Source organism: Acidaminococcus sp. AM05-11 (assembly GCF_003472805.1).
Taxonomy (GTDB): Bacteria; Bacillota; Negativicutes; order Acidaminococcales; family Acidaminococcaceae; genus Acidaminococcus; species Acidaminococcus hominis.
In genome coordinates, this window is record NZ_QRMX01000002.1 from 79,172 (window position 1) to 105,778 (window position 26,607).

Here is a 26,607-nt window from a genome sequence, read left to right on the forward strand (position 1 = left end):
GCTCAACTAGAGCCGCACCAATCTGTTTAGGGGGAATATATGATGTCAAACGGACTTTTCATTACCGGTACAGACACGGATATCGGCAAAACGTATGTTACAGCGCTGCTGATCAAGACCCTGCGTCAGGGCGGTTATGACACGGGCTACTACAAGGCGGCTATCAGCGGAGCGGACTCGGTGGCGGAGTCGGATGCGGGTTTCGTCAACCGTTTTGCCCAAATTGGGGAACCGGAAGACCTGTTGCTTTCCTATCTGTACAAAACAGCGGTATCCCCGCACCTGGCGGCCCAGCTGGAGGGCAATCCGGTGGACCTTGCGGTGATTCACCGGGATTTTCAAAAGGCTGCGGCCCACTATCCCTATCTGGTAATGGAAGGTTCCGGGGGCATCGCCTGCCCCCTCCGCCGGGATGCAAAGGCCCATATCGACCTAACGGATATTATCCGGCTGCTGGAGCTGCCGGTCCTGCTTGTGGCCAAGGCCGGCCTGGGCACCCTGAACCATATTGTCACCACTGCTGCCTACTGTGAAAAGCTGGGGATTCCCGTAAAGGGCGTGCTGCTGAACCATTGGCAGGGTGGTGTCCTGGAAGATGATAACCTCAAAATGATTCCCGCAATGACCGGGGTACCGGTGCTGGCCAAAATTTTTACAGGAGCTGCATCGCTGGACTGCGACCCCAAAACCCTGGCAGCCTGCTTTGCGTCTTTGGAGGTGAAGAACTAATGGAAAAATCCTGGGAACAACTGGACAAGGAGCTCATCTGGCACCCTGCCCAGCAAATGAAGGACAATGAGATTTTCCCGCCGGTGGTCATCGACCATGCCAAGGGCGTATACCTGTACGACAGCCAGGGCAAGGCTTATTTGGACATTATTTCTTCCTGGTGGTGCAATCTGCTGGGCCACTGCAATCCAGAACTTAACGCAGCGGTCAAGGAGCAGGTGGACACCCTGGAGCACGTGATTTTCACCAATTTCACCCATAAGCCGGCTATTGAACTGGCCCAGCGGCTCCAGCCCCTGCTGCCCAAAGGGCTCACCAAATTTACCTTCCACGACAACGGTTCTTCTGCTGTAGAAGCGGCCATGAAAATGGCCTTTCAATACCAGGTGCAGACGGGACACCCGGAACGAAAGCGCTTTATGTGCCTGCCCTGCTCCTACCACGGAGAGACCATCGGCGCCCTTTCCGTAGGTTCCCTGGACCACTATGCAGCCCTGTTCCACCCCATGCTCATGGATAATATACATTTTGAAGGGCTGGACTGCTTCCGCTGCCCTTACGGGGAAAACCGGCAAACCTGTCACACGGACTGCTTCGAAGCAGCGGAGCGGGCCTTTGCCCAGTACGGGCACGAAACGGCGGCCTGTCTGGTGGAGCCCATTCTCCAGGGAGCAGCCGGTATGCGGATCTATCCCCCGGCCTACCTGATCAAGCTGCGTAAATTGTGCGATGCCTACGGAGTCCTGCTGATCGACGACGAAATCGCCGCCGGTTTTGGCCGGACGGGAAAGCTCTTTGCCATTGAGCATGCCGGGGTCAGCCCGGACCTGCTGTGCACCTCCAAAGGTCTGACTGCCGGGTATCTGCCCATGTCCCTTACCATTACCACGGACCAGGTGTACAACGCTTTCTATGATGACTACGGCACCCAAAAGGCCTTTGTCCACAGCCACACCTATGCGGGCAATCCTCTGGCCTGCTCCATTGCCCTGAAGGTACTGGACATTTTGGAACGGGACAACCTGCTGGAGCGGGTCCGGGAAAATGGGGCCTACCTCCACGCCAGACTCCAGGAAGCGGTGGGCAATCACCCCAACGTAGGGGAAATCCGCCATATTGGCCTGATCAACGCCCTGGAACTGGTTCTCAATAAACAAACCAAGGAGCCCTTCCCCAGCAAATGCCGGCTGGGCTGGCAAATTTTCCGCAAAGCCATGGACAAGGGCCTGGTGCTGCGAAACATGGGGGACGTACTGTACTTTAACCCGCCCCTTACCATTGAGCGAAAGGATCTGGACAAGGCGGTGGCCATTCTCCGGGACGCCCTGTACGACCAGCTGCCGGTCAGCTAACCGGACCTGACGCCAAGTGCCGGGTTGTGCTATAATAGCCCTACACGCTAACGGAAGAAGGGTCTTTATGTATATCTGCAATTTATGTCCCCACAACTGCGGGGTCAACCGTCCGGAATATGAAGGAGCACCGGGACAGCTGGGCTACTGCCGCTGCGCCCTGCGGCCTAAGGCAGCCCGAGCCGCCCTCCACCTGTGGGAGGAGCCGTGCCTCAGCGGTACCCGGGGCAGCGGTGCAGTATTTTTCTCCGGCTGCACCCTCCAGTGCGAGTTCTGCCAGAACAGTGAAATCAGCCGGGAGGGCAAGGGCTGGGAGGTTACCCCGGAGGACCTGCGGAAAATCTACAGTTCTCTCATTGACCAAGGGGCCCACAACATTGATTTGATTACAGCCACCCAGTTTGTGCCGCTGCTTTTGGAATCTTTGGAGCCCAAACTGCCAGTGCCGGTGGTCTTTAACTGCGGCGGCTACGAAAAGGTGGAAACCCTGCGGCTGCTGGAAGGCAAGATCCAGATCTACCTGCCGGACCTGAAGTATTACCGGGAAGCAACAGCCATCCGCTACAGCAACGCTCCGCAGTATTTCCAATTTGCCACCCAGGCCATTCAAGAAATGTACCGCCAGGTAGGCCCCTATCAGCTGGATGAGGACGGCATTTTACAGCAAGGGGTGGTGATCCGCCACCTGATCCTGCCAGGCCAGACGGAAGACAGCAAGCGGATTATTGACTGGGTTACGGACACCTTTGGGCCGGGACAGGTGCTGTTTAGCCTGATGCGACAGTACGTGCCCTGCGGTCAGGCAGACCAGTTCCCGGAAATCAACCGGACCCTGACGGATGAAGAATACGCAGACGTGGAGAATTATCTGATGGACAGTCCCCTGGAAGACGGGTACGTCCAGGAAGCGGCCTCCGCCGATGAAAACTTCATTCCCCTGTTTGACGGCACGGGAATTCGCAGCCACAAATAAAAGACAAAATAAAAGGGACCTTCTGCACCAAGCCCTCAGGTTTGGCACAGAAGGTTCCTTTTTTGCTTTATAACAGTACTTCGTGAAGGTCAGCCACGCTGGCAAATTGGTCCGGGGACAGAACCCGGCCATAGGCACCGGCGTTGGTGATGCCCACCACATCCCCAATTTCCAGCCGGGGCAGTTCCAAATCCTCAGCCACCACATCGGCCGCCGTGCACAGGTTCCCAACCAGGGTAACCGTTTCCAGGGCACCCGGCTTCTCCCGCAGGGTAAAGAACTGGAAGGCGCCGGCCTCGCTGTAGAGAGGTTCGCAGGCTGCCGGTTCCGGATTGGGGGAATAGTTCTGGACCAATTGGCCCAAGGACGGCCGGATAAAGCCGTTTAAGGTATTGCTGAGAATCAGGAAGGTTTTCCCGTGGGATTCCTTCCGATCCAGCACCCGGGTCAGATACACCCCGGCCTGGCCTACGGCGTAACGGCCGGTTTCAATGAGCACCTTGGTCTGGGGCATAGCCTTGGCAAAGGCTTCTTCCTGGGGTGCCAGCCCCTTGGCCAAGGCGTCCAGGTCCAGGGGCTTTTCCGACAGGTTATAGGGAATGCCAATGCCGGACCCCAGATTCACAAAAGCCAGGGGGCGACCCAGCGTTTTGGCGGTCTCCTGGGCCAATTCCAGTACGTGGCCATAGTAGGCTGCCAACAGCTTCGGATCCAGTTCCTGGCTACGAAGATGGACGTGGATGCCTTGAACGGAAATCCGGCCGGGCTTCCGATTTTTCAGGTATGCCAAAGCTTGGTCCTGATCCACCCCAAACTTGGAGGCCACCCCAGGGCCTCCGGTAAAAGCAAAGTTGGGGTTGATGCGGAGCCCCACTTCATAGGTGGTGCTGCGCTCTGCGGCCACTGCTTCCAAAAGCTCCAGCTCGTGCAGACTGTCTGCGATGATGACGGCCTTGCCCAGGGTCCGTTCCAAATCCTCCCAGGTTTTTCCCGGGGCGGAATAATAGATTTGGGAAGGCGGCATTCCCGCTGCTGCGGCCAGTTCCACTTCCCGGGCGCTGGCAGCGTCTGCTCCCACCCCTTGGCTGGCAATGGCCTTCACCAGGGGCGGAAAGGGGTTGGCCTTCAGGGAATACAGAAAGCCAAAACGGGGAAAATGCTGCTGCAGGTTATCCAGTTGGGTCAAGATGGTATCCCGGTGGTACACATAGACGCTGGGATACTTCTTGCCAATATCCCGCAGTTTTTCTCTTTGTTCCATAATCCAAAATGGTTCCATAAGGATTTTCCCTCTTTCTCGATAAGCCTAAAGAAACAGGTGCGATTTTCCCTTCAGCCTGCTACAATAAAAGAAATACCGCCTGCTTTAGGCTTGCGTTTCTAGGATGATTCCCCCTAAGGGGCTATATACTCTATTATAAGATAAAATAATCAAAATTGCATGAAGGGAAGCTAAAATTATGTCCACACTTACGGCGGCAGCACCGCCCTCCTCTGCTGAGAACCCCACCTCCAAGGCCCGCTACGTACTGGCCCTGGGGCATCTTTGTTCCGATATCAACCAGGGCTCCCTGGCAGCCCTGCTGCCCTTTCTCATTGCCGCCCACCATTACAGCTACACCACGGCAGCCACCCTGGTCATGGTTTCCAACCTGGCCGGCTCCATTATCCAGCCGGTGTTTGGCCATATGTCTGACAAGAAGAACCGGCCAGGCTTTATGCTGCTGGGAGTCTCCCTGGCAGCAGGCGGCATGGCCCTGACCGGTTACGTTACCAATTTTGCCGGCCTGTGCCTGGCGGTAATGGTCAGCGGTATTGGGGTAGCCCTGTTCCATCCCCAGGCGGCCAAGCTGGTAAACGCCACCAGCCGCACCGGCAAAAAGGGCGTCAGCATGGGCATCTTTTCCTTTGGGGGCAATTTGGGCTTTACCCTGGGCCCCATTCTCACCACCCTGGCCATGTCCCTGTGGGGACTGAAGGGAACCCTGCTCTACCTGCTGGGTCCCCTCCTTTTCGGCACGGCCCTGCACCTGTTCTTCCCCAAAGAAGCCGCAGACGCCAGAACCGGGACGGCTGCAGCCCGGGGACAGGACCAGGCACCCCAGCAGGACGATGTGAAGAGCTTTGCCAAACTCAGCGTGCTGGTAACCCTGCGCTCCATCGTGTACAGCGGGGTCAGCACCTTCCTGGTGCTGTATTTCATCCACGTGCTGGGCCAGACAGACACCTTCAGCAGCACCCTGCTAAGCATCTACTACGCCGTGACTGCTGCCTCTTCCCTCCTGGGAGGCAAATTGGCGGACCTGTGGGGCGAAAAGAAAACCATTGTGTTTTCCTGCACCCTGCTGGCACTGGGGCTGATGCTGTTTCCCCGGGTACACAGCGTTCTCGCCGCAGGGCTGCTGCTGGTACCCATGGGCATGGGCATCAGCCTGTGCTACAGCTCCCTGGTGCTCTCCGGCCAGCGTTACCTGCCCAACCATATGGGTCTGGCTTCCGGCGTAACCCTAGGCCTGGCGGTCAGCATCGGCGGCATTGTAGCACCGCTTTTGGGTAAAATCGCCGATACACGGGGCCTGACGGACACCTACTCCATTATCGGCCTTCTGGCCGTCGTCATCTGGGTCCTGGCCCTGTGGCAGACGCCGCTGAAAAAAGCCTGAAAAAACTCCCTTCCCCAGTCCTATTGTGCAGGAACTGACGGAAGGGAGCATTTTTATTTACTGGCCCTTTTACAGCCCTTTGGCCGTAAAGGCGTTTTTCAGCTGGGTAAAAGCCTGTTCCACCACCACTTTGGGGCAAGCCAGGTTGAACCGTTCAAACTGGGCAGTTGCAGGTCCGAAGATTTTCCCGGAGTCCAGCCACAGTTTGGCATCGTCCACCACCAGCTGTTCCAGTTCCTCATCGGTAAGGCCATAGCCAGAGAAATCAATCCAAACCAAGTAGGTGCCTTCGGGCTCCACAAAGGTGGCCTTGGGGAAGTTTTCTTGCACAAAGTTCCGGACAAATACCATGTTCTGGTAAATGTACTGGTTCAGTTCCCGCACCCACTGGGCGCCTTTGGTATAGCAGGCTTTCACGGCTACCTGACCCATGATGCTGCCCTGGCTGTAGCCGGCAGCAGCGTTGGCCTTTTTGTAGGCCTGCCGCAGGGTTTCATCGGGAATGATGATATTGGCAGGCTGGAAACCGGCCACGTTGAAGGTTTTGCTGGGAGAAGTAAAGACCACCAGGTTCTTGTGGAATTTTTTGTCCAGGGTAAAAAAGCTGGTGAAATGGAAACCCGGATAAATAAAATCGCAATGGATTTCGTCATCCAGGATAATCACGTGATGGGCCAGGCAGATTTCTCCCAGGCGCTGGAGTTCTTCCGCAGACCACACCCGGCCTACCGGGTTATGGGGATTGCACAGCAGGAATACCTTTACGTTGTGGTCAATAATTTTCTGTTCAAAATCCGCAAAGTCTATGGTGTAGCGGCCGTTCTCATAATGAAGCTGGTTGTTCACAAACACCCGGCCATTGTCCTCAATGACTTCTTTAAAGGGATAGTACACCGGCTGCTGGATCAGGATGGCGTCCCCGGGCTGGGAAAAGGCCTTCACCGCCGTAGCCAGGCCGTACACCACCCCGCAGCCCAGGGTCACCCACTGGGGTTCAACGGTGTAGCCGTGCTGGGTGGAGAACCAATGGTTCAGGGCTGCAAAGTATTCTGCGTCCGGGTCCGTATAACCAAAAATTCCATGGTCAATCCGTTGGTGGAAGTTTGCCAGAATTTCCTCAGGCAGGGCGAAGTCCATATCTGCCACCCACATGGGCAGCAGGTCCGTGCGGCCCTTGCGCTGCAGGCCAAAGTCGTATTTCAGGCAGCTGGTGCCTTTGCGGTCAATGATCTGGTCAAAATTATATTTGTTTGCCATAACAAGCCCTCTTTTCCCAGTAAATCCTAGAATTTCAATATAATATAGGTATTCTAACATAAAAAGTCCGGCTGATGCAAAATGATTTTGCATCGCCGGACCATTTCTTACCACAAAGACAATTGTTCTTCTTCCGCATGATACCCGGCCCGGCAGACTTCCTTGAAAAAGGCTTCTTCCGTGCCAAATTTGGCCAGGGCTTCCGCCCGCAGGCGGCCATACACCAGCCGGGTGGCATCTACGTCGCTAAGGGCCCGGTGGGCATTCTCGTTGGTGAGCCCATAGAGCCGGACCATGTCGGCCAGCCTGTGCCCCTGCTCCTCCGGGTGAAGGGTCTGGGCATAAATCAGGATATCCACGTAGTCATTTAAAATGGGCGTTCCCAAAAGGGCCTGGGACCGGGCTGCCAGGAATTGGGCGTCAAAGCCCACATTGTAGCCGAGAAGCAGCCCGTCTCCGACAAACTGGGTGAACTGCCCAAGCACGTCCTGGGCAGCCGGAGCCTCCTGGAGCATGGCGTTGGTAATCCCCGTAAGCCGGGTAATAAAGGGGGAAACGAACTGGCCTGTAAAATGGGCCTTAGGCTGGAGCAGGGAAGAAAAGGTATCCACCACTTCTCCCTGAACCACCTTCTCCGCCCCTATTTCAATAAGCCGGTCCCGGTCAGGGTAAAGACCGGTAGTTTCCACGTCCACTACAATATAATTGTCAGGAAAGGCCAATTGGCTTTTGCCCGTGCTGACAGCAGGCGCCCTGCGGCGTTCTTTGTACATACTGCACCTCTTTCTGACCAACGGGCAGCGGGCAGGGATTATCCGAACAAACGAGCCAGGAATCCCTTCTTTTGTTCATACGGTACGGTCTTGATGTCCGTCACCTGATACCCGGTAGCGTCGATAACCTTACGGACCGCTGCCTCGTCCAGTGCTTGTTCTGAGACGATTTCTGTCTGTTTCTTCGTGTGGGAAGACGAAACGCTTTTAACCTTAAAGTGATTGCGAATGGCGTCGTTGATATGGCTTTCGCACATACTGCAAGCCATACCCTCCACACCTACGATACATTTTACCATGGGAAATCCTCCTTGTGTGACCCAAAGGCCAAACTATTTGGTACCCTATACCATCCCGGGGTATCTGTATTTATTATAGTAGGTTCCTGGGAAATGTCAACGAAAAAGTTAGTTTTAGATAACTCAATAATAATTTCCGCCGGAGCTTGTTCATTTGCCCAGGCTGGCTTATACTTAACCTAGATATTTTCCCTAGGAGGCTATTTTTTCATGAAACCCGAAGTATTATTGGAGATTCTTGCCCAGGCAGGCAAATTGAAAACCACCACCCGCCACTGCTTTACAGCACCTGGCCGCAAGGAAAGCGTGGCGGACCACAGCTGGCGCATGGCGCTGATGGCTCTTTTGCTGGCCCAGGACCCGCCGTATAGCTCACTCAATATGAACAAAGTCATAGCCATGTGCCTGATCCACGACCTGGGAGAAAGTTTTACCGGAGATATTCCCACCTTTGTAAAGACAGAGCAGGACCGGACCGAGGAAACCTTTGCCCTGACTAACTGGGTGCAGGAACTGCCTCAGGCCCAGCGCCTCCTATTTACGGAACTCTTTGCAGAAATGGAGCAGAAACAAACGCAGGAAGCCAAAATTTATAAGGCCCTGGACCGGCTGGAGGCGGTAATCAGCCACAACGAGTCGGACCTGGATACCTGGCTTCCCCAGGAATATGACCTGCAATACACCTATGGGGCCGAAGACGTAAAGTTTTCCCCCCAGCTGACCCAGCTCAAAAAAGCCATCGATGCCCAGACCACCGCAAAGATTCAAGCCCAGCGCCAGGGAAAAGATAAAATTTGATTATAATGTTCGGAAAAAAATTGAAAATCAATCGTAGAAGCCCTATACCAGGGCTCCTTTTGTATTAATTTTAGTTATGTAAACTACAACTGCATGGTTAACCCGAACTACTGTCTTGACAACCTGTTTTTTTGTTGTACAATAGCACCCGTGAATGTGTATTTCTAAAGCAGCGTTCCCGAAATGCACAAATAAAACTGAGGCCTGGACCGGCAGCCACAATGACTCTGATCGGCAGGCTCGCCCCCAGGCCGTCCCAACCAGAAAGGATGTTTGAAATGCAGCTGATTCGAACGGTAAAGGAAATTCAGGAATTCGTCAAGACCTGTAAGGCAGAGGGGAAATCCATTGGCCTGGTACCCACCATGGGTGCCCTCCACGAAGGCCATGCATCTCTGATTGCAGCGGCCCACAAGGAAAACCAGGTGGTTATCGTCAGTGACTTCGTAAATCCCACCCAGTTTGGGCCCAACGAAGACTACGATGCCTATCCTCGGAAACTGGAAGCGGACAGCAAGGTTGCAGAAGCAGCCGGTGCCACGGTGCTGTTTGCTCCCTCCCCCGCTGAAATGTACCCCCATAAGGATATGACCTGGGTAGAGGTCACCGGCAATGTCACCAAGGTGCTGTGCGGCCGTACCCGTCCCATCCATTTCCGGGGCGTTACCACGGTGGTTTCCAAACTGATGCATCTGTCCCAGGCAGACCGGGCTTACTTCGGCCTGAAAGACGCCCAGCAGACGGAAGTGCTGCGGCGCATGGTAGAAGATTTGTTTATGCCGGTAGAACTGCGGATTATGCCCATTATCCGGGAAGCCGACGGACTGGCCAAGAGCTCCCGGAACGTGTACCTGTCTCCGGAAGAACGGAAGGCCGCTTTGGTGTTGTCCCGGAGCCTGAAACACGCCAAAGAAGCCTTTGACAAGGGAGAACGCAGCAGCGCTGCTCTCCTAAAGCAGGTAAAAGACGAAATCTCCGCTGAACCCCTGAGCAATATTGACTATGTGGAAATGTACGGTATGCCCGGCCTGACCGAAGTGGAAGAAACCATTTCCGGCCGTGTGCTGCTGGCTGTTGCCGTGAAATTTGGCACCACCCGTCTGATTGATAACGTAGTATTGGAGGCCTAAGTCATGCTGCATCAAATGTTCCATGGCAAAATCCACCGTGCTACCGTGACGGAGGCCAACCTGAACTATATGGGCAGCATTACCATTGACCATAATCTCCTGGACGCTGCCGGCATTCTCCCCGGAGAACGGGTGCAGATTGTCAACAACAACAATGGGGCCCGTCTGGAAACCTACACCATCCCCGGCGCCCGGGGCACCGGCGTCATCTGCCTGAATGGGGCTGCGGCCCGGCTGACCCAGGTAGGTGATACGGTAATCATTATCGCCTATGCCCAAATGGAAGAAGCCGAAGCTCGGAGCTTTGTGCCCAAAGTGGTGATGGTGGACGAAAACAATCACCCGGTAAAGGTCCGGGGCCAGGAAGCCGAACGGGAAATCGGCTGAGCCCGGAAGGAGGACCCCTATGCTGGATAAACTCGTTCATTTTTGTACCCGTTATATGTCCGCTGGCGTTATCCTCATTGGGATCTTGGGCATTGTAGAGCCGGCTTTGCTGAAGCCTTTGGCTCCCCGGATTCCCCTGTTCCTGGGCATTATCATGTTCGGTATGGGCATGAGCCTGACCCCCAGCGACTTTAAGGCAGTGCTGTCCCGGCCCAAAAGCGTGGCCATCGGCTCCCTGCTGCAATTTACCATTATGCCCCTGGTAGCCTATGTCCTGATTCACCTGTTCCAGCTGCCCCCAGCCATTGCCATTGGCGTGGTACTGGTCGGCTGCTGCCCCGGCGGTACAGCTTCCAACGTAATCAGCTACATTGCCCATGCAGATGTGGCCCTGTCCGTATCCATGACCATGGTCAATACCCTGCTGGCTCCTGTGGTAACGCCCTTTTTGGTGTGGCTGATAGCCGGCACCTGGGTGCAGATCAGCTTTGTCTCCATGATGCTTTCCATCGTGCAGATGGTGCTGCTGCCCTTAATTCTGGGGGTAGCCCTGAATACCCTGTTCCCTGCCAAGGTCCAGAAGGTCATCCGGATTATGCCCATGCTGTCCGCGCTGGTGGTTATTCTCACCGTGGGCTGCGTGGTATCCCTGTCCGGCAAAGCCATTGTAGAAAATGGCCTGGTAATCCTGGCAGTGGTAATTCTCCACAACCTGTGCGGGATGCTGCTGGGCGGTTTCTTCGCCAAGCGCTTTGGTCTGAATACGGCCCAATGCCGGGCTATGACCATTGAAGTTGGCATGCAGAATTCTGGTCTGGCCTCCACCCTGGCCCTGATGTATTTCACCGCAGTGGGCGGTATTGCCGGTGCCATCTTCTCGGTGTGGCACAATGTCAGCGGTTCCCTGTATGCTTCCTACTGTATTGGCAAGGACGAAGAAGAAGACCTGGCCTACCAGGAAGCAGACGCTGAAGTCAATAAATAAGTTTTTGCCAAAAGGCTTTGGAGGCTTTTCTCCAGCCCCTTTTCCAGGCAGCTGGCCTTGTGCCGCTGCCTGTTTTTTTGTCTCCTTTTGTTCATTTTGTGACAATTTGGGGAGAACTTTGCTTTTTCCCGGTAAATTTCCTACAATATATTAAGCAGTACTTGACGCACACGTCTTACAAACACTGCCCGCAATTTCTAAAAAAGTTGAGGTATAAGATACTATGACCTATCATAAACGAAAATTGATTCCCACGCTTGTACTGGCTTCTCTGCTCCAAACAGGATTCCTTCTGCCCTCCATTGTCCACGCAGCGGTAACGGATGCACCGTCCCAAGCGGCAGACGGGGTGCTGCCCCCTGCCAAGGAAAAACCGGGGGAGGTTCAGCCAGAAGCTGCCAGTACCTCCAAAGAACAGCCCAAGGCTAACCCAAAGACGGCTCCAGAAGCGGCTGCGGCGCCAACTGACACTCAGGCTGCCCCGCAGACAGCTGTTGCCCCCTTACAGCCTGCTGGAGATTCTGACAATAATGAGGACGTGCCCACGGACGCGGACAGCACCCTGCAGCCCGCTGCCAAAGTGGACCCGGCTACGGGTCTGCCCATTCCCGCCATCCTGTCCCACTACACCCAGACGGATCCCGCCTCCCTGCGGCCCTTCCTGACCTGGAACAAGGTAGTTGGCGCCGTTTACTACGACCTTACCATTACCCTGCCCAACAACACCCAAATGCCCACCCAAAGGGCCTACGTGGAAGGCCTGAACGTAATCCTGCCCCCGGGTACCCAAGGGAATATCCGCTGGACCGTACAGGGCTTTGACCTGGATGACAACCCGGTATCCGCCCCGTCCAAAACAGAGGTTTCCTTTGTAAATCCCAAGGAGGAGCCGGACCTGACCCCGGTGCCCCTGACCCGTTTCAACACCGGCAACGGCACCACCCTGCTCTACCCGGTATACAACTGGATTCCCGTGGACGGCGCTGACCACTACCAGATTGAAGTTCTGAAAACCAACAAAGTAAGCCCTACCTTGCCGGCTTTGGACAAGCAGCTGCTTGAGCGGGGCCGCTCCACCGGCTTTGACTGGTACGATGACAGCTCCCACTACGCCCCCTATACCATGTACTGGCGGGTCCGGGCCATGGACGACAACGACAAGCCCCTGGGGCCCTTTACCGACCCTCTCCCCCTGCGCACCAATCCCAATGACAATTGGGAAATCGGTACCCTGGGCGACAGTATCTCCCACGGGGGCGGCGACCTGTCCTACTCCCCTTCCGACTGGGAATACAGCTACCAGTACTACCTGGACTTTGACTCCATCAATCTGTCGGAAAGCGGCGATACCAGCGCAGCTACCCTGGACCGTTTTGACAAGGACGTACTGCCCTTCCACGTAAAATACCTGATTATCATGACCGGCAGCAACAGCCTTCGGGGCTGGGTCAGCGGCAATTCCGTGATCAGCGACCTGGATGCCCTCCGGCAAAAATGTGCGGATAATGGGATTGTTCCCATCTTCATGACCTTGCCGCCCATCAACCCGGCCAATATCAAGCAGGCCTTTGATGAGCCTACGGCGGACAACTGGCAAAGCCAATTCAAGCTTGTTAACGACTGGATCCGCAGCCAGCCCTACCACATTGACCTGTCCGGAGTTATCGACGAAAATCAGGAGCTGCCCACCAGTCTGGCTGCCGATGGGCTGCATCTGAACTTCCGGGGCAAGCAGCTGATGGCCCAAGCCATCAACAGCCAATGGCCCGGCATCATGGCCGCCCTCCAGCAAAACCATAACTAAACTGCATAGTGACTAGCAAAAAACCAGAAGGTGTAGGGAAATACAAGATAATTTCCCTACACCCTTGTTTTTTATAAATATACCCTATATAATTAAAGAAGGATAATTATTAACTACGAAAGGTGGAATATATATGAGAAACTTTGTAGAGGCCATTGCCAATCGCCGTACCAATTACGCGCTGGGCAAAAATATCCCTGTCAGCAAGGAACAAGTTGTAGAAACCGTGCAGAAACTGGTCCATGAAGTACCTTCTGCCTTCAATATGCAGTCCGGCCGGATTATCATTGCCACCGGCGAAAATCACGACAAAATCTGGAACATTACAATGGAAACCCTGCGGAAAATCGTGCCGGCAGAAGCTTTTGGCCGCACAGAAGACAAAATCAAAGGCTTTGCCGCTGCCTATGGTACCATTCTGTACTTTGACGAAACAGCTACCGTAAAGAATATGCAGGAACAATTCCCTGCCTATGCAGACAACTTCCCCATCTGGGCCCAACAAGCCAACGGGATGATGCAGTTCGCCATTTGGACGGCCCTGACCGATTTGGGCTTGGGTGTCAACATCCAGCATTACAATCCTCTGATTGATGAAGAAGTGAAAAAGACCTTTGGGGTTCCCGATTCCTGGCAGCTGATTGCCGAAATGCCCTTTGGGGAAGCCCTGCAGGCCCCCAATGCCATTACCAAATTGCCCATTGATGAACGGGTAAAGGTATTCTAATTCCAGGCACCTCCTAACCATGGCCTCCAGTCCCTACGGGGATCTGGGGGCCGTTTTTTTTGCGTCCCCAGCGCTTCTGCCCCTTTCTCCGACTTTTTGGGCATAAAAAAAGATACTGTAGGATTTCCCACAGTATCTTGTGTGTCTTACAGGGCAGCTTTAGCAGTTTCAACCAGCTTTGCGAAAGCAGCAGCATCGTTGACAGCCAGGTCAGCCAGAACTTTACGATCCAGTTCAACCCCAGCTTTGGTCAGGCCGCAGATGAAACGGCTGTAGCTCAGGCCGTTGGCACGAGTAGCAGCATTGATACGAGCGATCCACAATTGACGGAATTCGCGTTTCTTTGCTCTTCTGTCCCGACGAGCGTACATCAGGCCTTTCATTACGGTTTCATTAGCTTTTCTGAACAGCTTGCTCTTGGAACCTCTGTAGCCTTTAGCCAGCTTCAGAATGTGTTTATGACGTCTATGAGCAGTTACACCAACTTTAATTCTTGCCATTCTCTTACTCCTCCTTGGATTCTAATCGTGCTTATGCGTAAGGCAGCATTCTTGCTACGCGTTCATGGTCAGTCTTATGAACCAGCGCGGCTTTACGCAGATTTCTCTTCCGGGCAGGAGATTTGTGCTCCAGAATGTGGCTCTTGAAGGCTTTTGCGCGTTTGAATTCACCGGAACCAGTGACTTTAAAACGTTTCGCAGCGGATCTGCGGGTTTTCATTTTCGGCATAATTGACTTCCTCCTTGTTATTTGGCGCTTTTAGGTGCCACAATCATAATCATGTTGCGGCCCTCGAGTTTGGGTTTTCTTTCAACCACAGCAATTTCCTGCAGTTTATCCGCCATTTTATTCAGTAATTCTTCACCCAGTTCAGGGTGGGTCAATTCCCGGCCTCTGAACATAATGGTCACTTTTACCTTGTCACCGCTTTCCAGGAAGCGGACGGCGTTTTTGGTTTTAACGTCAAAATCGTGGTCTTCGATGCGGATACGCAGTTTAACTTCCTTTACATCGATCACTCTCTGGCGCTTACGGGCTTCTTTTTCCCGTTTTTGCTGTTCATACTGGTACTTACCATAATCCATAATCCGGCATACCGGCGGTTTTGCTTTCGGAGCAATTTCCACCAGGTCCAGATGCCGTTGTTCAGCCAGATTCAGGGCCTCACTCAAGGACATAATACCCAGCTGTTCACCATCAGCAGAGTTCACGCGGACTTCTCTAGCACGAATCTCTTCATTAATTCGCAGTTCTTCTTTCGCTATGACTGCTCACCTCCATCAGTTAATCACAACTTCTCAAATTCTCAAAAATAAAAAACGGGCGAACCAAAGTCCACCCGTTCAAAATACGTATCAATGACCCTGTCGAGCGTTGCCGCAAGGTGAGAAGCAGGTGGCCTCTACTTGGTTACTTGATTATAATACCACAGAGGCCCCCCACTGTCAACCGTATTTCTTATTTTTTGTTTTTGATTTCATCCAACAGTTTGGCCGTGAAAGCATCTACGTCCATAGCCCCTTGGTCCCCTTCGCTGCGGCTGCGGACGGAAACCGTGTTGCTTTCCACTTCCTTCTCGCCGATAACCAGCATATAAGGAACCTTCTTGACCTGGGCTTCCCGGATCTTGTAGCCAATCTTTTCATTCCGGTCATCCAGATGTACCCGTACGTTCAGGGCCAGCAGCTTGTCCGTTACCTTCTTGGCGTAGTCATTGTACTTGTCCGTAATGGGCATTACCCGAACCTGTTCCGGAGCCAGCCAAGCCGGGAAAGCACCGGCATAGTTTTCAATCAGGATACCAATGAAGCGTTCAATGGACCCATACACCACTCTGTGGATCATAACCGGACGATGTTTTTGCCCGTCTTCGCCAGTATAGGTCAGATCGAATTTTTCCGGCAGCAGCATATCCAGCTGGATGGTGCCGCACTGCCAGGTCCGGCCAATGGAATCCTTCAGATGGAAGTCGATCTTGGGGCCGTAGAAAGCGCCGTCGCCTTCATTGATGGTGTACTTCAGGCCGAAGTCGTCCATGGCTTTTTTCAGGGCGCCGGTGGTCATTTCCCAGGTAGCGTCGTCACCCATGGAGTTGTCCGGACGGGTGGACAGTTCTGCATGGTAGGTCAGGCCGAAGGTAGCGTATACTTCGTCAAACAGCCGGATGGTTTCTTGGATAACGCTTTCAATCTGGCTGGGCATCATGAAGATATGGGCATCATCCTGGGTGAAGCAGCGTACCCGGAACAGGCCGTGCAGGGCACCGGACAGTTCATGGCGGTGTACCAGGCCCAATTCGCCCACCCGCAGGGGCAGTTCCTTGTAGGAGTGGGGCGTGTTGGCGTAAACCAGCATGCCGCCGGGGCAGTTCATGGGTTTAATGGCGTAATCCTGGTCATCAATCTTGGTGAAATACATATTTTCCTTGTAATGATCCCAGTGACCGGAGGTTTCCCACAGCTGCCGGTTCATGATCATAGGAGTCATAACTTCCTGATAGCCATATTTTCTATGAACTTCTCTCCAGTAATCAATCAGCGTATTGCGGATGATCATGCCGTTGGGCAGGAAGAACGGGAAGCCGGGGCCGTAATCGCTGAGCATGAAGATACCCAGTTCCTTGCCCAGTTTCCGGTGGTCGCGCTTGGCAGCTTCTTCCATCATATGCAGGTATTCTTCCAGTTCTTCTTTGGTGGCAAAAGCCGTACCATAAATACGCTGGAGCATCTTGTTGTGTTCATCGCCGCGCCAGTAGGCACCAGCAATGCTCATAAGCTTGAACGCCTTTACACGGCCCGTGGAGGGGCAATGCGGGCCGGCACACAGGTCGGTGAAGTCGCCCTGGGTATAGGTGCTGATAACGGCATCTTTCGGCAGGTCTTCAATCAGTTCCACCTTGTAGGGTTCATCTTTTGCCTTGAATTTGGCCAAAGCTTCTTCCCGGGGCAATTCATTGCGCACCAGAGGATAGTTGGCTTTGATGATTTTGCCCATTTCTTTTTCAATGGCAGCCAAATCTTCCGGCGTAAAAACGTGTTCACTGTCCAGGTCATAGTAGAAGCCTTTGTCAATGGCAGGGCCAATGGCAAACTTCGTGCCCGGGAACAGATGCTGAATGGCCTGGGCCATGACATGGGAAGCCGTATGGCGAATGGCATGGAGGCCTTCTTCAGAATCCGGAGTAACGAATTCCACCTGGGCATCGTGGTCCAGGGTATCGCTCAAATCTTTGTTGACACCGTCAACCTTGGCCAGCAGGGCTTGTTTGCCCAGTTTCTGGGACAGGCTCTTGGCAATGGACAGCAAGCTGCTGCCTACTTCAACTTCTTTTACACTGCCATCCAGCAGTTTTACTTGAATCATTGACATGATAGTTCCTCCTCTATTCTTAGCCAGGCAAAACAAAAAACCCGTCCCTGTAATAGGGACGGGCCTAAGCTCGCGGTTCCACCCTGATTGGTTCGACAATACGAACCCTCTCGGACCCTTTAACGCAGGATTACGATCTGGCTTACTATTGGTTCAGCAGATGGTTTGAAGGTGGTTACCTGCCACTTATCCGGGTCGGTTCTCAGCATTCCGACTTCTCTGTACAGCATCTATGACAGCTTGTCCTTCGCATTACCTTTGGCTTTTGAAATTGGCTTAATTATACCACGGGAGAAAATATTGTCAACCCCGGAGAACCATTTTCCAAAAATAATCCCCTACGGGAAGCTTTTTGGAATAAAATGTAACATTTCATACATAGAAAGTACAATCTAAAAAAATGCTGAAAATTCTACTGCCTTCCAGTTTCCCCTACGCCCCCCACTCTGCTACAATCCATCTTATAAAGGGGGAGTTCAAATGGATCGTTCTGATACTATGCATACCATGTATGACAAAAAGGGCCCTGTGGTGGCCAAGAATTTTGAAAAACGGGGCTTTGCAGCCTATTACTGTCCCACCCAGGAAGAAGCTCTGTCCAAGGCCATTTCTCTGATTCCAGCCACGGATGTGGTTTCCTGGGGCGGCACCGTTTCTGCCACCCAAATCGGCCTGCTTGACTACGTAAAGGCCCACAACAAGGTGATTGACCGGGATACCGCCAAAAATCCTGCGGAAAAATGGGAGCTGATGCGCCAGGCCCTGCTCTGCGACACCTACATTATGGGCAGCAACGCCGCCACCGAAGACGGCCAGCTGTTTAACGTGGACAACAACGGCAACCGGGTAGCCGCCCTGTGTTTTGGTCCCAACCAGGTTCTGGTCATTTTGGGCATGAATAAATTTGCCCCCACCCTGGAAGCCGCCATTGCCCGGGCCCGTTCTGTGGCTGCCCCCATCAACACCCAGCGCTTTGCCATCAAAACACCCTGTCTGGTCAATGGCATGTGTGCCGATTGCCTGAGCCCCGACAGCATCTGCAACCAGTTGGTCCACACCCGCCGCAACGGCGGCCCCAAAGGCCGGATCAAAGTGATTCTGGTAGGAGAAAATCTGGGCTATTGAAGCCAAAATCCTATAAAAGGCTGTCCGTACTTGGGCAGCCTTTTTTGATTTTCCAGCTTGGTGAATTGGAGACTTCCTGATTTTCCGCTTTTTCCCGGGGTCTCACAAGGCGCCGGCTTTTACCCAAAATTAGCCCCTCAGAAGGCTGTTTATCTCTTCGTTGGCCAGTTCTTGCGCCTGCTGCCGTCTCCAATTCAGTTCCCGCGCATACTCCTGCTCGTCCAGCCCTTCCGGAATGTCCCGTTTCAGGATTTCCAGGGTCTCCTGTTCCCGTTCTTCCACATCGTCAAGGAATTTCTCCAGACTGGCCTGGGGATGTTTCAGCTCTTTTAAGAGTCTCGGATTATAATCCTTCAGGTCCTCAATCAACGCTTTCGCTCTGCTGCTGTTTTTACCCATTTCTCTCGCCTCCAAATTGTCTAAAATACCATTTCGTTTATTTCAAGCCTGGAAATTTCAGGTTTAAAATAAATTTTTATAGAAAAAGCCGATTCCCCAATCCCCATACCTACCCTACATCCACATTTCTTTTTGAAGCAATCACATGTTCCACCTTATGTAGAGCAGCCATTAAGACACTCATATAGCGTCTTGTAATATGTTTCATAGTCTACAGAATCCGGTAGTCCGGAAACGCCGCCGTCCCCAGTCTCAAGAATTTTCCAATTTCCATCTTCTAACTCGGCATAATCCACGGTGTAGTAATTGCTGCCCAGCCTGCGATAGTGGTCAATCAGCTTCTGCGGAGGCCTTGGGGTAGCTGTTCCTTGGCCCGAATTGCGACTGATTGATGCCGGTATATGGTTGATGTAAAACACTCGATATTCGTTTGTATGATTTTCATACCGTTTTAGCGGGAGGTACTCTTTAATACAGATACCGCCTGTCAGCAGGTCTCCCCGGTACTTGTAAAATTCTCCCATCCAATAATCAAACTCCTGCTGAGTTACCGCTGCATCAAAATATTTGGGGAACTTTGTTCCCTTAACTGACTTCACATAGTCTTTCACCATGAAGCGGGAGAACTGTTTCTGAAGCTCAGCCACTGGAATCTCCGCATGAAGTGGATAAATCAGCATTTTCGCTGTATCTGCCTCCACGTATGGATACACATTGGGAAAAGTATGCAGCAACTTATATTGTTCCGGACTGGTAATTAATTGGATATTCTCCTTCAGCAGCAGGTTATAAAATTTTTCATATTGCTCCGGTTTCATCATCCACCCCCTGTAAACCGCCCTTGTAAGCTCTGCGGGAGCAGTGGATAGAATCAGTCTGCCTTCCTCAAACCAGGCATCATACCCAAATAAAGTCGCTCGAAACAATCCAGTACCCAATGCTGCCAGGTACTCCTCTCGCAATTCCTCATCTACTTTCTTAGGGTCAAAATAACTGGAAGGAAAAATAAGCATACTCACCAACGCCATCACTACCTTTTTTCTTATATAAAACCTCCTGCATTCGGTGCCTGCGCTATACAGATTTTGTCGCTTCTTGGCAAAGTATCAAATCCCTCCTGTCTTTACTTCAAAATTGCCAAAGCCAGTGCAATCAGAGATATTGCCAGTGCCAGATAAGAAATATATTTGTCCATGTTTCTCCCCCCCTCCTCATACGATTCATACCACAGCCCGTAATCACCCTAAGCCCTATTGCCATTACGCTTTTGCCGTGTATATTCATAAGCAGCATCATACCGCAAGCCATTATCACCAGGATACGGCTTATCGTGCTTTATTTCTTCCCACCAAATTTTCTTAGGGATTCCCTCAGGAAAAGCATCACAATAAGGACGGCCTATCATGTCTTCCCTTGGATAAACAGCATAATGTTTGCACGTCATACATTTACATATTGGAAACATAAACAAGACCTTGCCTCTTGAATAAGATCTGATTCTTTCACAGCTAGCCACACTGTAAAACGTTTGCAGTTTTTAAAATCCCTCCAGTTTTTCTTCTCCCTTCAGTATAGCAGATGTCCTGGTCAAAAAAGCTCCCAGAAGTTTTGCTGTCGTTTTCTTCCCGGCTGCCCAGTACAATTTGAACCAAACAAAAAAGGAGCCCCTCGCAGGGACTCCCTTCTTGTTGCTTATTTCTTCGGTTCACCATACAGCCGGTTCATTCCTTCCCGGGTCACCAGCCAAATCCGGCCAGCCTTTCTGGCTTCGGTTGGCAAAAACCGGGGAGCATTTCCTTTATACCCCGTACATGCCTGCTGCACCGTAACAGGAGATTTTCCCCAAATTTCCGCTGCTTCCGCAGCTGTCATCACCTCATCCAGCAACATTCCATTCACCCCCAAAATGTATCTATGCTCTTATTATGCCCGTTTGCAGGCATATCGTCAAATGGTTCCCGCGCAGTATAAGCAACAACAGCTACTGCAACAATTACCCGAAATAGGGGCTTAATCAAGCTCTCTTATTGATTTTATTTCAGAAGGGTAAAAAGTGAATCCCTTATTTTCAATTCCTGGTACGTCTAAAACTATAAATTCATCTTCATCATCTTCTATTTCACCAGCTGGATAGTAACCGGACACGTGACCTTTCCAACTCTTTTCGTCCACGTCGATTATTTCCACGTTTCGGCCTAAATATTCATATATGTTTTTCATTATCGTTCCACCCGCCTTGATACGACATGAGTTTCTGTCTTTGGGTAGTAAATTGTAAACCCTTTTGTTCCTGCTTCTCGTTGTTATGTAAGGCAAACTACCTACTACCGTGTCTTCTATAACCTCTTCGATTCTATCCTCCGTTATTACTATGCAAAATTTATTCAATTCCATGGAAATTATTAACTAATTTTTATACTTCATCTATAAAAATCGTCAGCTTATTTTTCTTCTCTCACTAAAGGCGGGTGCGTTTTCAAATACTCTTTTTTTATTTCTTCTTGTCTAGCCATTGCCTCTGCAAGTAGTCCGTCTTCATCTTCCACGATTTCAAATTTCCCGTACAGTCCTTCTTTATCAAGGGATTGCGGCCTTAACATGTAGTAAAGATAATCTTCCTCTGACTCATCAATTACGCGAATGAAAGGTGGTTCAATGCCTACCACATCATAAATCACATTAGATTTTAATAAAGTAACACCTAAATCCGGACCTACATAACGCACTTTTCCAACAATTTTTTTCTTCACGGCACATCACCTTCTCTTAATACTTTTGATTTAAATCAAACATTGAATTTCATATTAGCATTTCTGTACCAATGAAGGGCAAATAAATAGGCATCAGATTTTATTACTCCAATACATGCAGAATCAATGAAACACAATCTTTTTCGCCTGCGGTATTAAAAAGTACTCTGCCAAAACAGAAGAGCTTTTAGCTGCCTGGCAACAACGCTGCCGCCGAGATAACGATTATGGCACACGTTAAATCCGTTCTTAGTCTTCATCGTCATAGCCCAAAGTTTTCTGCGTATACTCGGTCTGCTCAAAAGTCAACGCATCACCCTGACTTATAACAATCAAGGCAATAGGCAGGGGGGCATTCAGATCGTAATTTGGAGGGGTATCAGCAAGAACGAAATAATCATCTGGTCCAAAACTCTTTCTTGCTGCTCTAAATTTTTTGACGGAAAGATGATGTTCGGCACAATATTTTTCAATCTCCGGTATTCGTTTTTCCCAATACTTAACATCTGACATCGAAATCATCCCTTCTCATAAATTTTATACAGGCATAAAGCGTACCCTGCCAAAACAGAAGTGCTTTTACCTGCCCAGCAGCGACGCTGCCGCCGAAATAATGGTTGCAGCACCCTTCACTCCATTTTTAGTCTTCATCATCATTGCCCAAAGTTTTCTGCGTATACTCGGTCTGCTCAAAAGTCAACGCATCACCTTGACTTCTAACAATCAATGCAGGAGGCAGGGGAGCATTCACATCGTAATTGGGAGGAGTATCAGCAAGAACGCAATAATCATCTGGCCCAAAACACTTTCTTGCGGCTCTAAATTTTTTGACGGAAAGATGATGTTCGGCACAATATTTTTCAATCTCCGGTATTCGTTTATTCCAATACTTCAGTACAGACATCGAAATCCCTCCTTCCAATAAAGATTATATCGGCCTTGTGAACTATAGCTGATGCCACTTCATTGATAAATCGAGTTCTAATATGTAAAACAGCCCCTGCTGGTCAACTACTGACTGAACTATAGTGCTATTATTGATAAACACTGGAAACCTTATGGGTACGAATTGGCCCCTTCAGTATTTCGCTCACATCCTAGAGCATAACAGGGGACTACAAGGCTCTTGTCTAATGTGAGCCATACAACAGCCGTCCAAAGAGAAATTACCTTGGTGCGTAGCTGCTTTGGATACGGTGAACTGCTAAGGAGTTATCAGCCAGCACGGCTGACTGAGGAAGTTTATTTTCATTTTTTCACAGCCTCTATAACTCAACATTTTCTATTTCTGAAGATATTTCCGACAGGCTTTTACCATCAAAAAAAGGTTTGTTCATAACTTCCTCAATGCTTTTCATTGTTTCGTATTTATCACCATACCACACGTCGAATTCATGTGCTGAAAATGGGTCTACCCCACAATGAATACCCTTGTAATCAAAGAGTACGTGTGTAAATAAAGAACTGATTCTATCTTTTAAGATTTGGCTGTTCATAATATATCCACACCCTCCTTTCTTTCCTCATCGGCCAATTATCTTGTTGTTTTTCCAACAATTTCTTTATTCTCATTGCCGATATATCTCACCCTTTTGGAAGCAGTCTTTCTTGTGTTGTTCTATTGTCACTTTTATGGTCTTCAATTTCTTCTTTAGTATATTCATCTCTTGAATTCAAAAAACCGTGTTCCTAAACATCGACTCCTGTCGATCTTTTAAATTTTTCCAGTTGGCATCAGCTCCTTTACAGAGATTATATTCTGCCTTTGACTGCTCCTCAGTTGATTGCTGTGCCCTGGTTGTTGCAGTGCTAGTGAACTTATAAACTTTCTTCTCTTTGCTCTTCTAATATCAGTATAGCAGAAAGTATGGGTAAAAGAACGGTCAGTTCCTGCAGCAAGCTGTGTGCAATTCCACTTTTTGAGGGAAACCTGAAATGGCCTGTGTGCAAAATATGTGCACTTTTGGCAGGATACTCCTCCGCGCCCCTTTTCCGCAAACAAAAAAGAACCGCAGCCAGCCTTATTCAGGCTTGCTGCGGTTCTTGCTAAACCGTCACGGTTTCAATCCGAAAGATGGTGGAGATGAGGGGAGTCGAACCCCTGTCCGAAAGCATTGTCATGCAACTTTCTCCGAGCGCATCCGTCATACTTTATTTCGCAGCCTCATCGCCTAACGGCGGGCTAATCAGCTGCTATCTCGATGGGTTTCCCCACAGGCCTCCGAGAATTGGTCCATGGGTATCCTGCAAGTGTCGTCTGCTCTTCTTCAGCAGGAATGAAGAAGGGAGACGTTAGCATTTAAGCTGCTAAAGCGTAAGAATCGTCTGCGTTTATAACGCGTTTCCACCGTTTAATGGGGTTGATGGAATCCCAGCTCGCTTATCACACCACATCTACCCCCGTCGAAACCGGTACATCCCCAAGGGTATTTGTAACAATTTATTATAGCATGGAATTTCCTATTTTGTAAAGCTGATAAAATTCCCTGCCCAGTCTAAAAGAAGACCTGCCGCAGCAGGTCTTCTTCCATTCCTAGTTAAGTTTACTGGCTTTGTTTTTGCAGGAATGCCCGAATGGGGCCAAAGCCTTCAATCTTGGACAGTTCCTCGCCGCTCTTTACCAGCAAGGTGGGTGCGCTTTGCACCTGGTATTTCTCTGCCAGTTCAGGATGTTCTTCCGCGAAGATTTCCCGGAAATCAGCTCCCTTGGCTTTCAGTTCCTGTACCGCCCGCTTGCAGTTGGGGCAGGTATGGGTACCAAAGAGAATCCAGTTGCTTTGGGCCGTGCTGGGAGCCTGTTCTTCCTTTACCATAAATACAGGGCGTTCTGCCTTACTGGGTTCTGCTTTGTGCAGGTAGGAATGGGCCAGGTCATAAACCTTCCGGTCCTTGAATTCCTGTACCTTGCCGTCGTTCCAGTTCTGAATCGGCCGATAGTACCCGGTGATCCGGCTGTAGACTTCGGTTTTTCCGCCGCAGTACGGGCAGGTGTATTGCTCGCCGTCCAAATAGCCGTGCTCCTTGCAGATGGAATAGGTAGGAGACAGGGTGAAATAGGGCAGCTTGTAGTTTTCGGCAATCTTCTTCACAAGGGCGGCAGAGGATTTCCAATCCGGCAGTTTCTCGCCCAAGAAGGCGTGGAAAACGGTACCGGAAGTGTACAGGGTCTGCAGTTCATCCTGGACGTCCAGGGCGGAGAAGATATCTTCGGTGTAGCCCACAGGCAGGTGGGAAGAGTTGGTATAGTACGGGGTACCGTGTTCGTTGGCGGTAATGATGTCAGGATATTGTTCCTTGTCATGCTTGGCCAGCCGATAGGTGGTGGATTCTGCCGGGGTTGCTTCCAGGTTGTACAGGTCGCCGTACTGTTCCTGGTAGTCTCTCAGGCGCTCCCGCATGTGCAGCAGCACTTCCTTGGCAAACTTCTGGGTTTCCGGATGGGTCAGGTCTTTCCGGAGCCAGTTGGCGTTCAGGCCTACTTCGTTCATACCAATCAGGCCAATGGTGGAGAAGTGGTTGTTGAAGGTGCCCAGGTACCGTTTGGTATAGGGGTACAGGCCGGCCTCCAGGAGTTTGGTGATGACCGTTCTCTTGGTTTTCAGGCTCCGGGCGGCAATATCCATCATATGGTCCAGACGGCCATAGAAGTCCTTTTCGTCCTTGGCCAGGTAGGCAATCCGGGGCAGGTTGATGGTGACAACCCCTACGGAACCGGTGGATTCCCCGGAACCGAAGAAGCCGCCGGACTTCTTTCTCAGTTCCCGCAGGTCCAGGCGCAGACGGCAGCACATGCTGCGGACGTCGCTGGGTTTCATGTCGGAGTTGATATAGTTGGAGAAGTACGGGGTACCGTATTTGGCGGTCATTTCAAACAGCAGCCGGTTGTTTTCCGTGTCGCTCCAGTCAAAGTCCTTGGTGATGGAGTACGTGGGAATGGGATACTGGAAGCCGCGGCCGTTGGCGTCCCCTTCAATCATGTTTTCGATAAAGGCCTTGTTGACCATATCCATTTCGGCTTTGCAGTCGCCGTAGGTAAAGTCGCATTCTTTGCCGCCTACAATGGCCGGCACGTCCTTCAGGTCCTCGGGAACCGTCCAGTCCAGAGTAATGTTGGAGAACGGTGACTGGGTGCCCCACCGGGAGGGAGTGTTCACGCCGTAAATAAAGGATTGGATGCATTGCTTCACTTCTTTGTAGGACAGGTGGTCCACTTTTACAAAGGGTGCCAGGTAGGTGTCAAAGGAAGAGAACGCCTGGGCTCCTGCCCATTCATTCTGCATAATCCCCAGGAAGTTTACCATCTGGTTGCACAGGGTGGACAGGTGGCTGGCCGGGGAAGAAGTAATCTTGCCGGGGATGCCGCCCAGGCCTTCCTGGATCAGCTGTTTCAGGCTCCAGCCGGCGCAGTAGCCGGTGAGCATGGACAGGTCGTGGATGTGCATGGCAGCGCTCTTGTGGGCATCCGCCACTTCCTTGTCATAAATTTCGTTGAGCCAATAGTTGGCTGTAATGGCACCGGAGTTGGACAGGATCAGACCGCCTACAGAATAGGTCACAGTGGAATTTTCCTTTACCCGCCAGTCGTTGACTTTCAGGTAGTTGTCCACCAGGTCCTTGTAGTTCAGCAAAGCGGAGTTCACGTTGCGAACCTGTTCTCTTTGTTTCCGGTACAGGATATACGCCTTGGCCACATCAGCATAGCCCGCATCGGACAGGATTTTTTCCACGCTGTCCTGGATGCTTTCCACACCAATCAGGTCGTTTTTGATCTTAGGGTCAAAGTCAGCTGTCACCTGCAGAGCCATCATATTGATAATACTGGGATGATAGTTCTTATGCAGTGCCTCAAAGGCCTTTGTAATTGCCTTACTGATTTTGGCAATTTCGAAGTCTACGATTTTGCCATCCCTTTTTACCACCGAATACATGGCTGATTCCCTCTTTCATTTCGATTTCGCAATTTCTGTGTGCTTGTTTATTCTACCCCGTTTCCCGGGTGTTGTCAATATGATGTATTGTTTATTTTAATAAATACTATATATAGTATGTTTACGCTTTTTAACAATTTTTCACGGAAATCTCCCAAA

Annotated in this window: 28 protein-coding genes, 1 other RNA gene and 2 other annotated features; of the genes, 11 read left to right on the plus strand and 18 right to left on the minus strand. The window is 51.2% G+C overall.

Annotation, left to right across the window (positions count from 1 at the left end; translation table 11 throughout):
• Positions 1 to 42 precede the first annotated feature (42 nt).
• From bioD to DW089_RS01545, 3 genes are all read left to right on the plus strand, one after another.
• Positions 43 to 729 carry a dethiobiotin synthase gene (bioD, locus tag DW089_RS01535; protein ID WP_118286678.1) on the plus strand — a complete coding sequence of 229 codons (687 nt, stop codon included), beginning with the start codon at positions 43 to 45 and terminating at the stop codon, positions 727 to 729.
• Positions 729 to 2,081: an adenosylmethionine--8-amino-7-oxononanoate transaminase gene (bioA, locus tag DW089_RS01540; RefSeq protein WP_105325608.1), complete on the plus strand. Its 1,353-nt coding sequence runs from the start codon at positions 729 to 731 to the stop codon at positions 2,079 to 2,081. Before bioD ends, bioA begins: the two co-directional genes overlap by 1 nt.
• Before the next feature lie 67 nt (positions 2,082 to 2,148).
• On the plus strand, positions 2,149 to 3,054 hold the full coding sequence (locus tag DW089_RS01545; protein WP_118286679.1) for a 4Fe-4S cluster-binding domain-containing protein: 906 nt from the start codon (positions 2,149 to 2,151) through the stop codon (positions 3,052 to 3,054).
• A 67-nt stretch (positions 3,055 to 3,121) separates the two neighbouring features.
• Here the strand turns inward: DW089_RS01545 and DW089_RS01550 are convergent, their stop codons facing one another.
• Positions 3,122 to 4,333, minus strand: a complete 1,212-nt coding sequence (locus tag DW089_RS01550; RefSeq protein WP_105325610.1) for a diaminopimelate decarboxylase — start codon at positions 4,331 to 4,333, stop codon at positions 3,122 to 3,124.
• A gap of 181 nt (positions 4,334 to 4,514) precedes the next feature.
• Between DW089_RS01550 and DW089_RS01555 the strand changes: the two genes are divergently transcribed.
• Positions 4,515 to 5,717, plus strand: coding sequence for an MFS transporter (locus tag DW089_RS01555; protein ID WP_105325611.1), 1,203 nt, complete (start codon positions 4,515 to 4,517; stop codon positions 5,715 to 5,717).
• A 69-nt stretch (positions 5,718 to 5,786) separates the two neighbouring features.
• On the opposite strand, the gene DW089_RS01560 is transcribed toward DW089_RS01555, so the two are convergent.
• From DW089_RS01560 to DW089_RS01570, 3 genes are all read right to left on the minus strand, one after another.
• Positions 5,787 to 6,974: a MalY/PatB family protein gene (locus DW089_RS01560; protein WP_105325612.1), complete on the minus strand. Its 1,188-nt coding sequence runs from the start codon at positions 6,972 to 6,974 to the stop codon at positions 5,787 to 5,789.
• A gap of 107 nt (positions 6,975 to 7,081) precedes the next feature.
• Positions 7,082 to 7,747: a PolC-type DNA polymerase III gene (locus DW089_RS01565; protein ID WP_105325613.1), complete on the minus strand. Its 666-nt coding sequence runs from the start codon at positions 7,745 to 7,747 to the stop codon at positions 7,082 to 7,084.
• 38 nt (positions 7,748 to 7,785) lie between these two features.
• Positions 7,786 to 8,046 (minus strand): heavy-metal-associated domain-containing protein, encoded by a 261-nt coding sequence (locus DW089_RS01570; protein ID WP_105325614.1) that lies wholly within the window; start codon positions 8,044 to 8,046, stop codon positions 7,786 to 7,788.
• 210 nt (positions 8,047 to 8,256) lie between these two features.
• On the opposite strand from DW089_RS01570, the gene DW089_RS01575 reads away from it, so the two are divergent.
• The 6 genes from DW089_RS01575 to DW089_RS01600 all read left to right on the plus strand — a co-directional run bounded on the left by DW089_RS01575 (position 8,257) and on the right by DW089_RS01600 (position 13,877).
• Positions 8,257 to 8,844, plus strand: coding sequence for an HD family hydrolase (locus DW089_RS01575; RefSeq protein ID WP_105325615.1), 588 nt, complete (start codon positions 8,257 to 8,259; stop codon positions 8,842 to 8,844).
• Positions 8,845 to 9,122: 278 nt separating this feature from the next.
• Complete coding sequence (gene panC, locus DW089_RS01580; protein ID WP_105325616.1) at positions 9,123 to 9,974, plus strand: pantoate--beta-alanine ligase; 852 nt, start codon at positions 9,123 to 9,125, stop codon at positions 9,972 to 9,974.
• 3 nt (positions 9,975 to 9,977) lie between these two features.
• A complete protein-coding gene (gene panD, locus DW089_RS01585; RefSeq protein WP_118286680.1) occupies positions 9,978 to 10,361 on the plus strand; it encodes an aspartate 1-decarboxylase in 384 nt (127 codons plus the stop codon).
• Between the two features lie 19 nt (positions 10,362 to 10,380).
• Positions 10,381 to 11,346, plus strand: a complete 966-nt coding sequence (locus DW089_RS01590; RefSeq protein ID WP_105325618.1) for a bile acid:sodium symporter family protein — start codon at positions 10,381 to 10,383, stop codon at positions 11,344 to 11,346.
• Between the two features lie 223 nt (positions 11,347 to 11,569).
• Positions 11,570 to 13,150, plus strand: coding sequence for a GDSL-type esterase/lipase family protein (locus tag DW089_RS01595; RefSeq protein WP_118286681.1), 1,581 nt, complete (start codon positions 11,570 to 11,572; stop codon positions 13,148 to 13,150).
• 133 nt (positions 13,151 to 13,283) lie between these two features.
• Positions 13,284 to 13,877, plus strand: coding sequence for a nitroreductase family protein (locus DW089_RS01600; protein ID WP_105325620.1), 594 nt, complete (start codon positions 13,284 to 13,286; stop codon positions 13,875 to 13,877).
• 146 nt (positions 13,878 to 14,023) lie between these two features.
• On the opposite strand, the gene rplT is transcribed toward DW089_RS01600, so the two are convergent.
• The 4 genes from rplT to thrS form a co-directional block, all read right to left on the minus strand.
• Positions 14,024 to 14,377 (minus strand): 50S ribosomal protein L20, encoded by a 354-nt coding sequence (gene rplT, locus DW089_RS01605; RefSeq protein ID WP_105325621.1) that lies wholly within the window; start codon positions 14,375 to 14,377, stop codon positions 14,024 to 14,026.
• A gap of 31 nt (positions 14,378 to 14,408) precedes the next feature.
• Positions 14,409 to 14,606, minus strand: a complete 198-nt coding sequence (rpmI, locus tag DW089_RS01610; RefSeq protein WP_118286682.1) for a 50S ribosomal protein L35 — start codon at positions 14,604 to 14,606, stop codon at positions 14,409 to 14,411.
• A gap of 17 nt (positions 14,607 to 14,623) precedes the next feature.
• Complete coding sequence (gene infC / locus DW089_RS01615; RefSeq protein ID WP_199614478.1) at positions 14,624 to 15,127, minus strand: translation initiation factor IF-3; 504 nt, start codon at positions 15,125 to 15,127, stop codon at positions 14,624 to 14,626.
• 55 nt (positions 15,128 to 15,182) lie between these two features.
• Positions 15,183 to 15,291: a sequence feature (ribosomal protein L20 leader region), on the minus strand.
• A gap of 44 nt (positions 15,292 to 15,335) precedes the next feature.
• Positions 15,336 to 17,240, minus strand: coding sequence for a threonine--tRNA ligase (thrS, locus tag DW089_RS01620; RefSeq protein ID WP_370450901.1), 1,905 nt, complete (start codon positions 17,238 to 17,240; stop codon positions 15,336 to 15,338).
• A gap of 57 nt (positions 17,241 to 17,297) precedes the next feature.
• Positions 17,298 to 17,508 (minus strand) — a binding site (T-box leader).
• Between the two features lie 218 nt (positions 17,509 to 17,726).
• Between thrS and DW089_RS01625 the strand changes: the two genes are divergently transcribed.
• Complete coding sequence (locus tag DW089_RS01625) at positions 17,727 to 18,371, plus strand: lactate utilization protein (protein ID WP_105325625.1); 645 nt, start codon at positions 17,727 to 17,729, stop codon at positions 18,369 to 18,371.
• A gap of 129 nt (positions 18,372 to 18,500) precedes the next feature.
• Here the strand turns inward: DW089_RS01625 and DW089_RS01630 are convergent, their stop codons facing one another.
• From DW089_RS01630 to DW089_RS01680, 10 genes are all read right to left on the minus strand, one after another.
• Complete coding sequence (locus tag DW089_RS01630; protein WP_105325626.1) at positions 18,501 to 18,770, minus strand: hypothetical protein; 270 nt, start codon at positions 18,768 to 18,770, stop codon at positions 18,501 to 18,503.
• A 155-nt stretch (positions 18,771 to 18,925) separates the two neighbouring features.
• Positions 18,926 to 19,783, minus strand: a complete 858-nt coding sequence (locus DW089_RS01635; protein WP_158572305.1) for an ATP-grasp domain-containing protein — start codon at positions 19,781 to 19,783, stop codon at positions 18,926 to 18,928.
• A 679-nt stretch (positions 19,784 to 20,462) separates the two neighbouring features.
• Positions 20,463 to 20,660 (minus strand): helix-turn-helix domain-containing protein, encoded by a 198-nt coding sequence (locus DW089_RS01645; RefSeq protein ID WP_105325628.1) that lies wholly within the window; start codon positions 20,658 to 20,660, stop codon positions 20,463 to 20,465.
• Between the two features lie 120 nt (positions 20,661 to 20,780).
• Complete coding sequence (locus DW089_RS11305) at positions 20,781 to 21,164, minus strand: hypothetical protein (RefSeq protein ID WP_105325629.1); 384 nt, start codon at positions 21,162 to 21,164, stop codon at positions 20,781 to 20,783.
• A gap of 47 nt (positions 21,165 to 21,211) precedes the next feature.
• Complete coding sequence (locus DW089_RS01655) at positions 21,212 to 21,520, minus strand: hypothetical protein (RefSeq protein WP_105325630.1); 309 nt, start codon at positions 21,518 to 21,520, stop codon at positions 21,212 to 21,214.
• A 249-nt stretch (positions 21,521 to 21,769) separates the two neighbouring features.
• Positions 21,770 to 22,033, minus strand: a complete 264-nt coding sequence (locus DW089_RS01660) for a hypothetical protein (RefSeq protein WP_105325631.1) — start codon at positions 22,031 to 22,033, stop codon at positions 21,770 to 21,772.
• Between the two features lie 127 nt (positions 22,034 to 22,160).
• Entirely contained in the window at positions 22,161 to 22,424 is a 264-nt protein-coding gene (locus DW089_RS01665; protein WP_105325632.1) for a hypothetical protein, read from the minus strand.
• Between the two features lie 361 nt (positions 22,425 to 22,785).
• Positions 22,786 to 23,016, minus strand: coding sequence for a hypothetical protein (locus DW089_RS01670; protein WP_105325633.1), 231 nt, complete (start codon positions 23,014 to 23,016; stop codon positions 22,786 to 22,788).
• Between the two features lie 579 nt (positions 23,017 to 23,595).
• Positions 23,596 to 23,942: a transfer-messenger RNA gene (ssrA, locus tag DW089_RS01675) on the minus strand.
• Positions 23,943 to 24,063: 121 nt separating this feature from the next.
• A complete protein-coding gene (locus DW089_RS01680; RefSeq protein ID WP_118286684.1) occupies positions 24,064 to 26,448 on the minus strand; it encodes a ribonucleoside triphosphate reductase in 2,385 nt (794 codons plus the stop codon).
• Between the last annotated feature and the right edge of the window lie 159 nt (positions 26,449 to 26,607).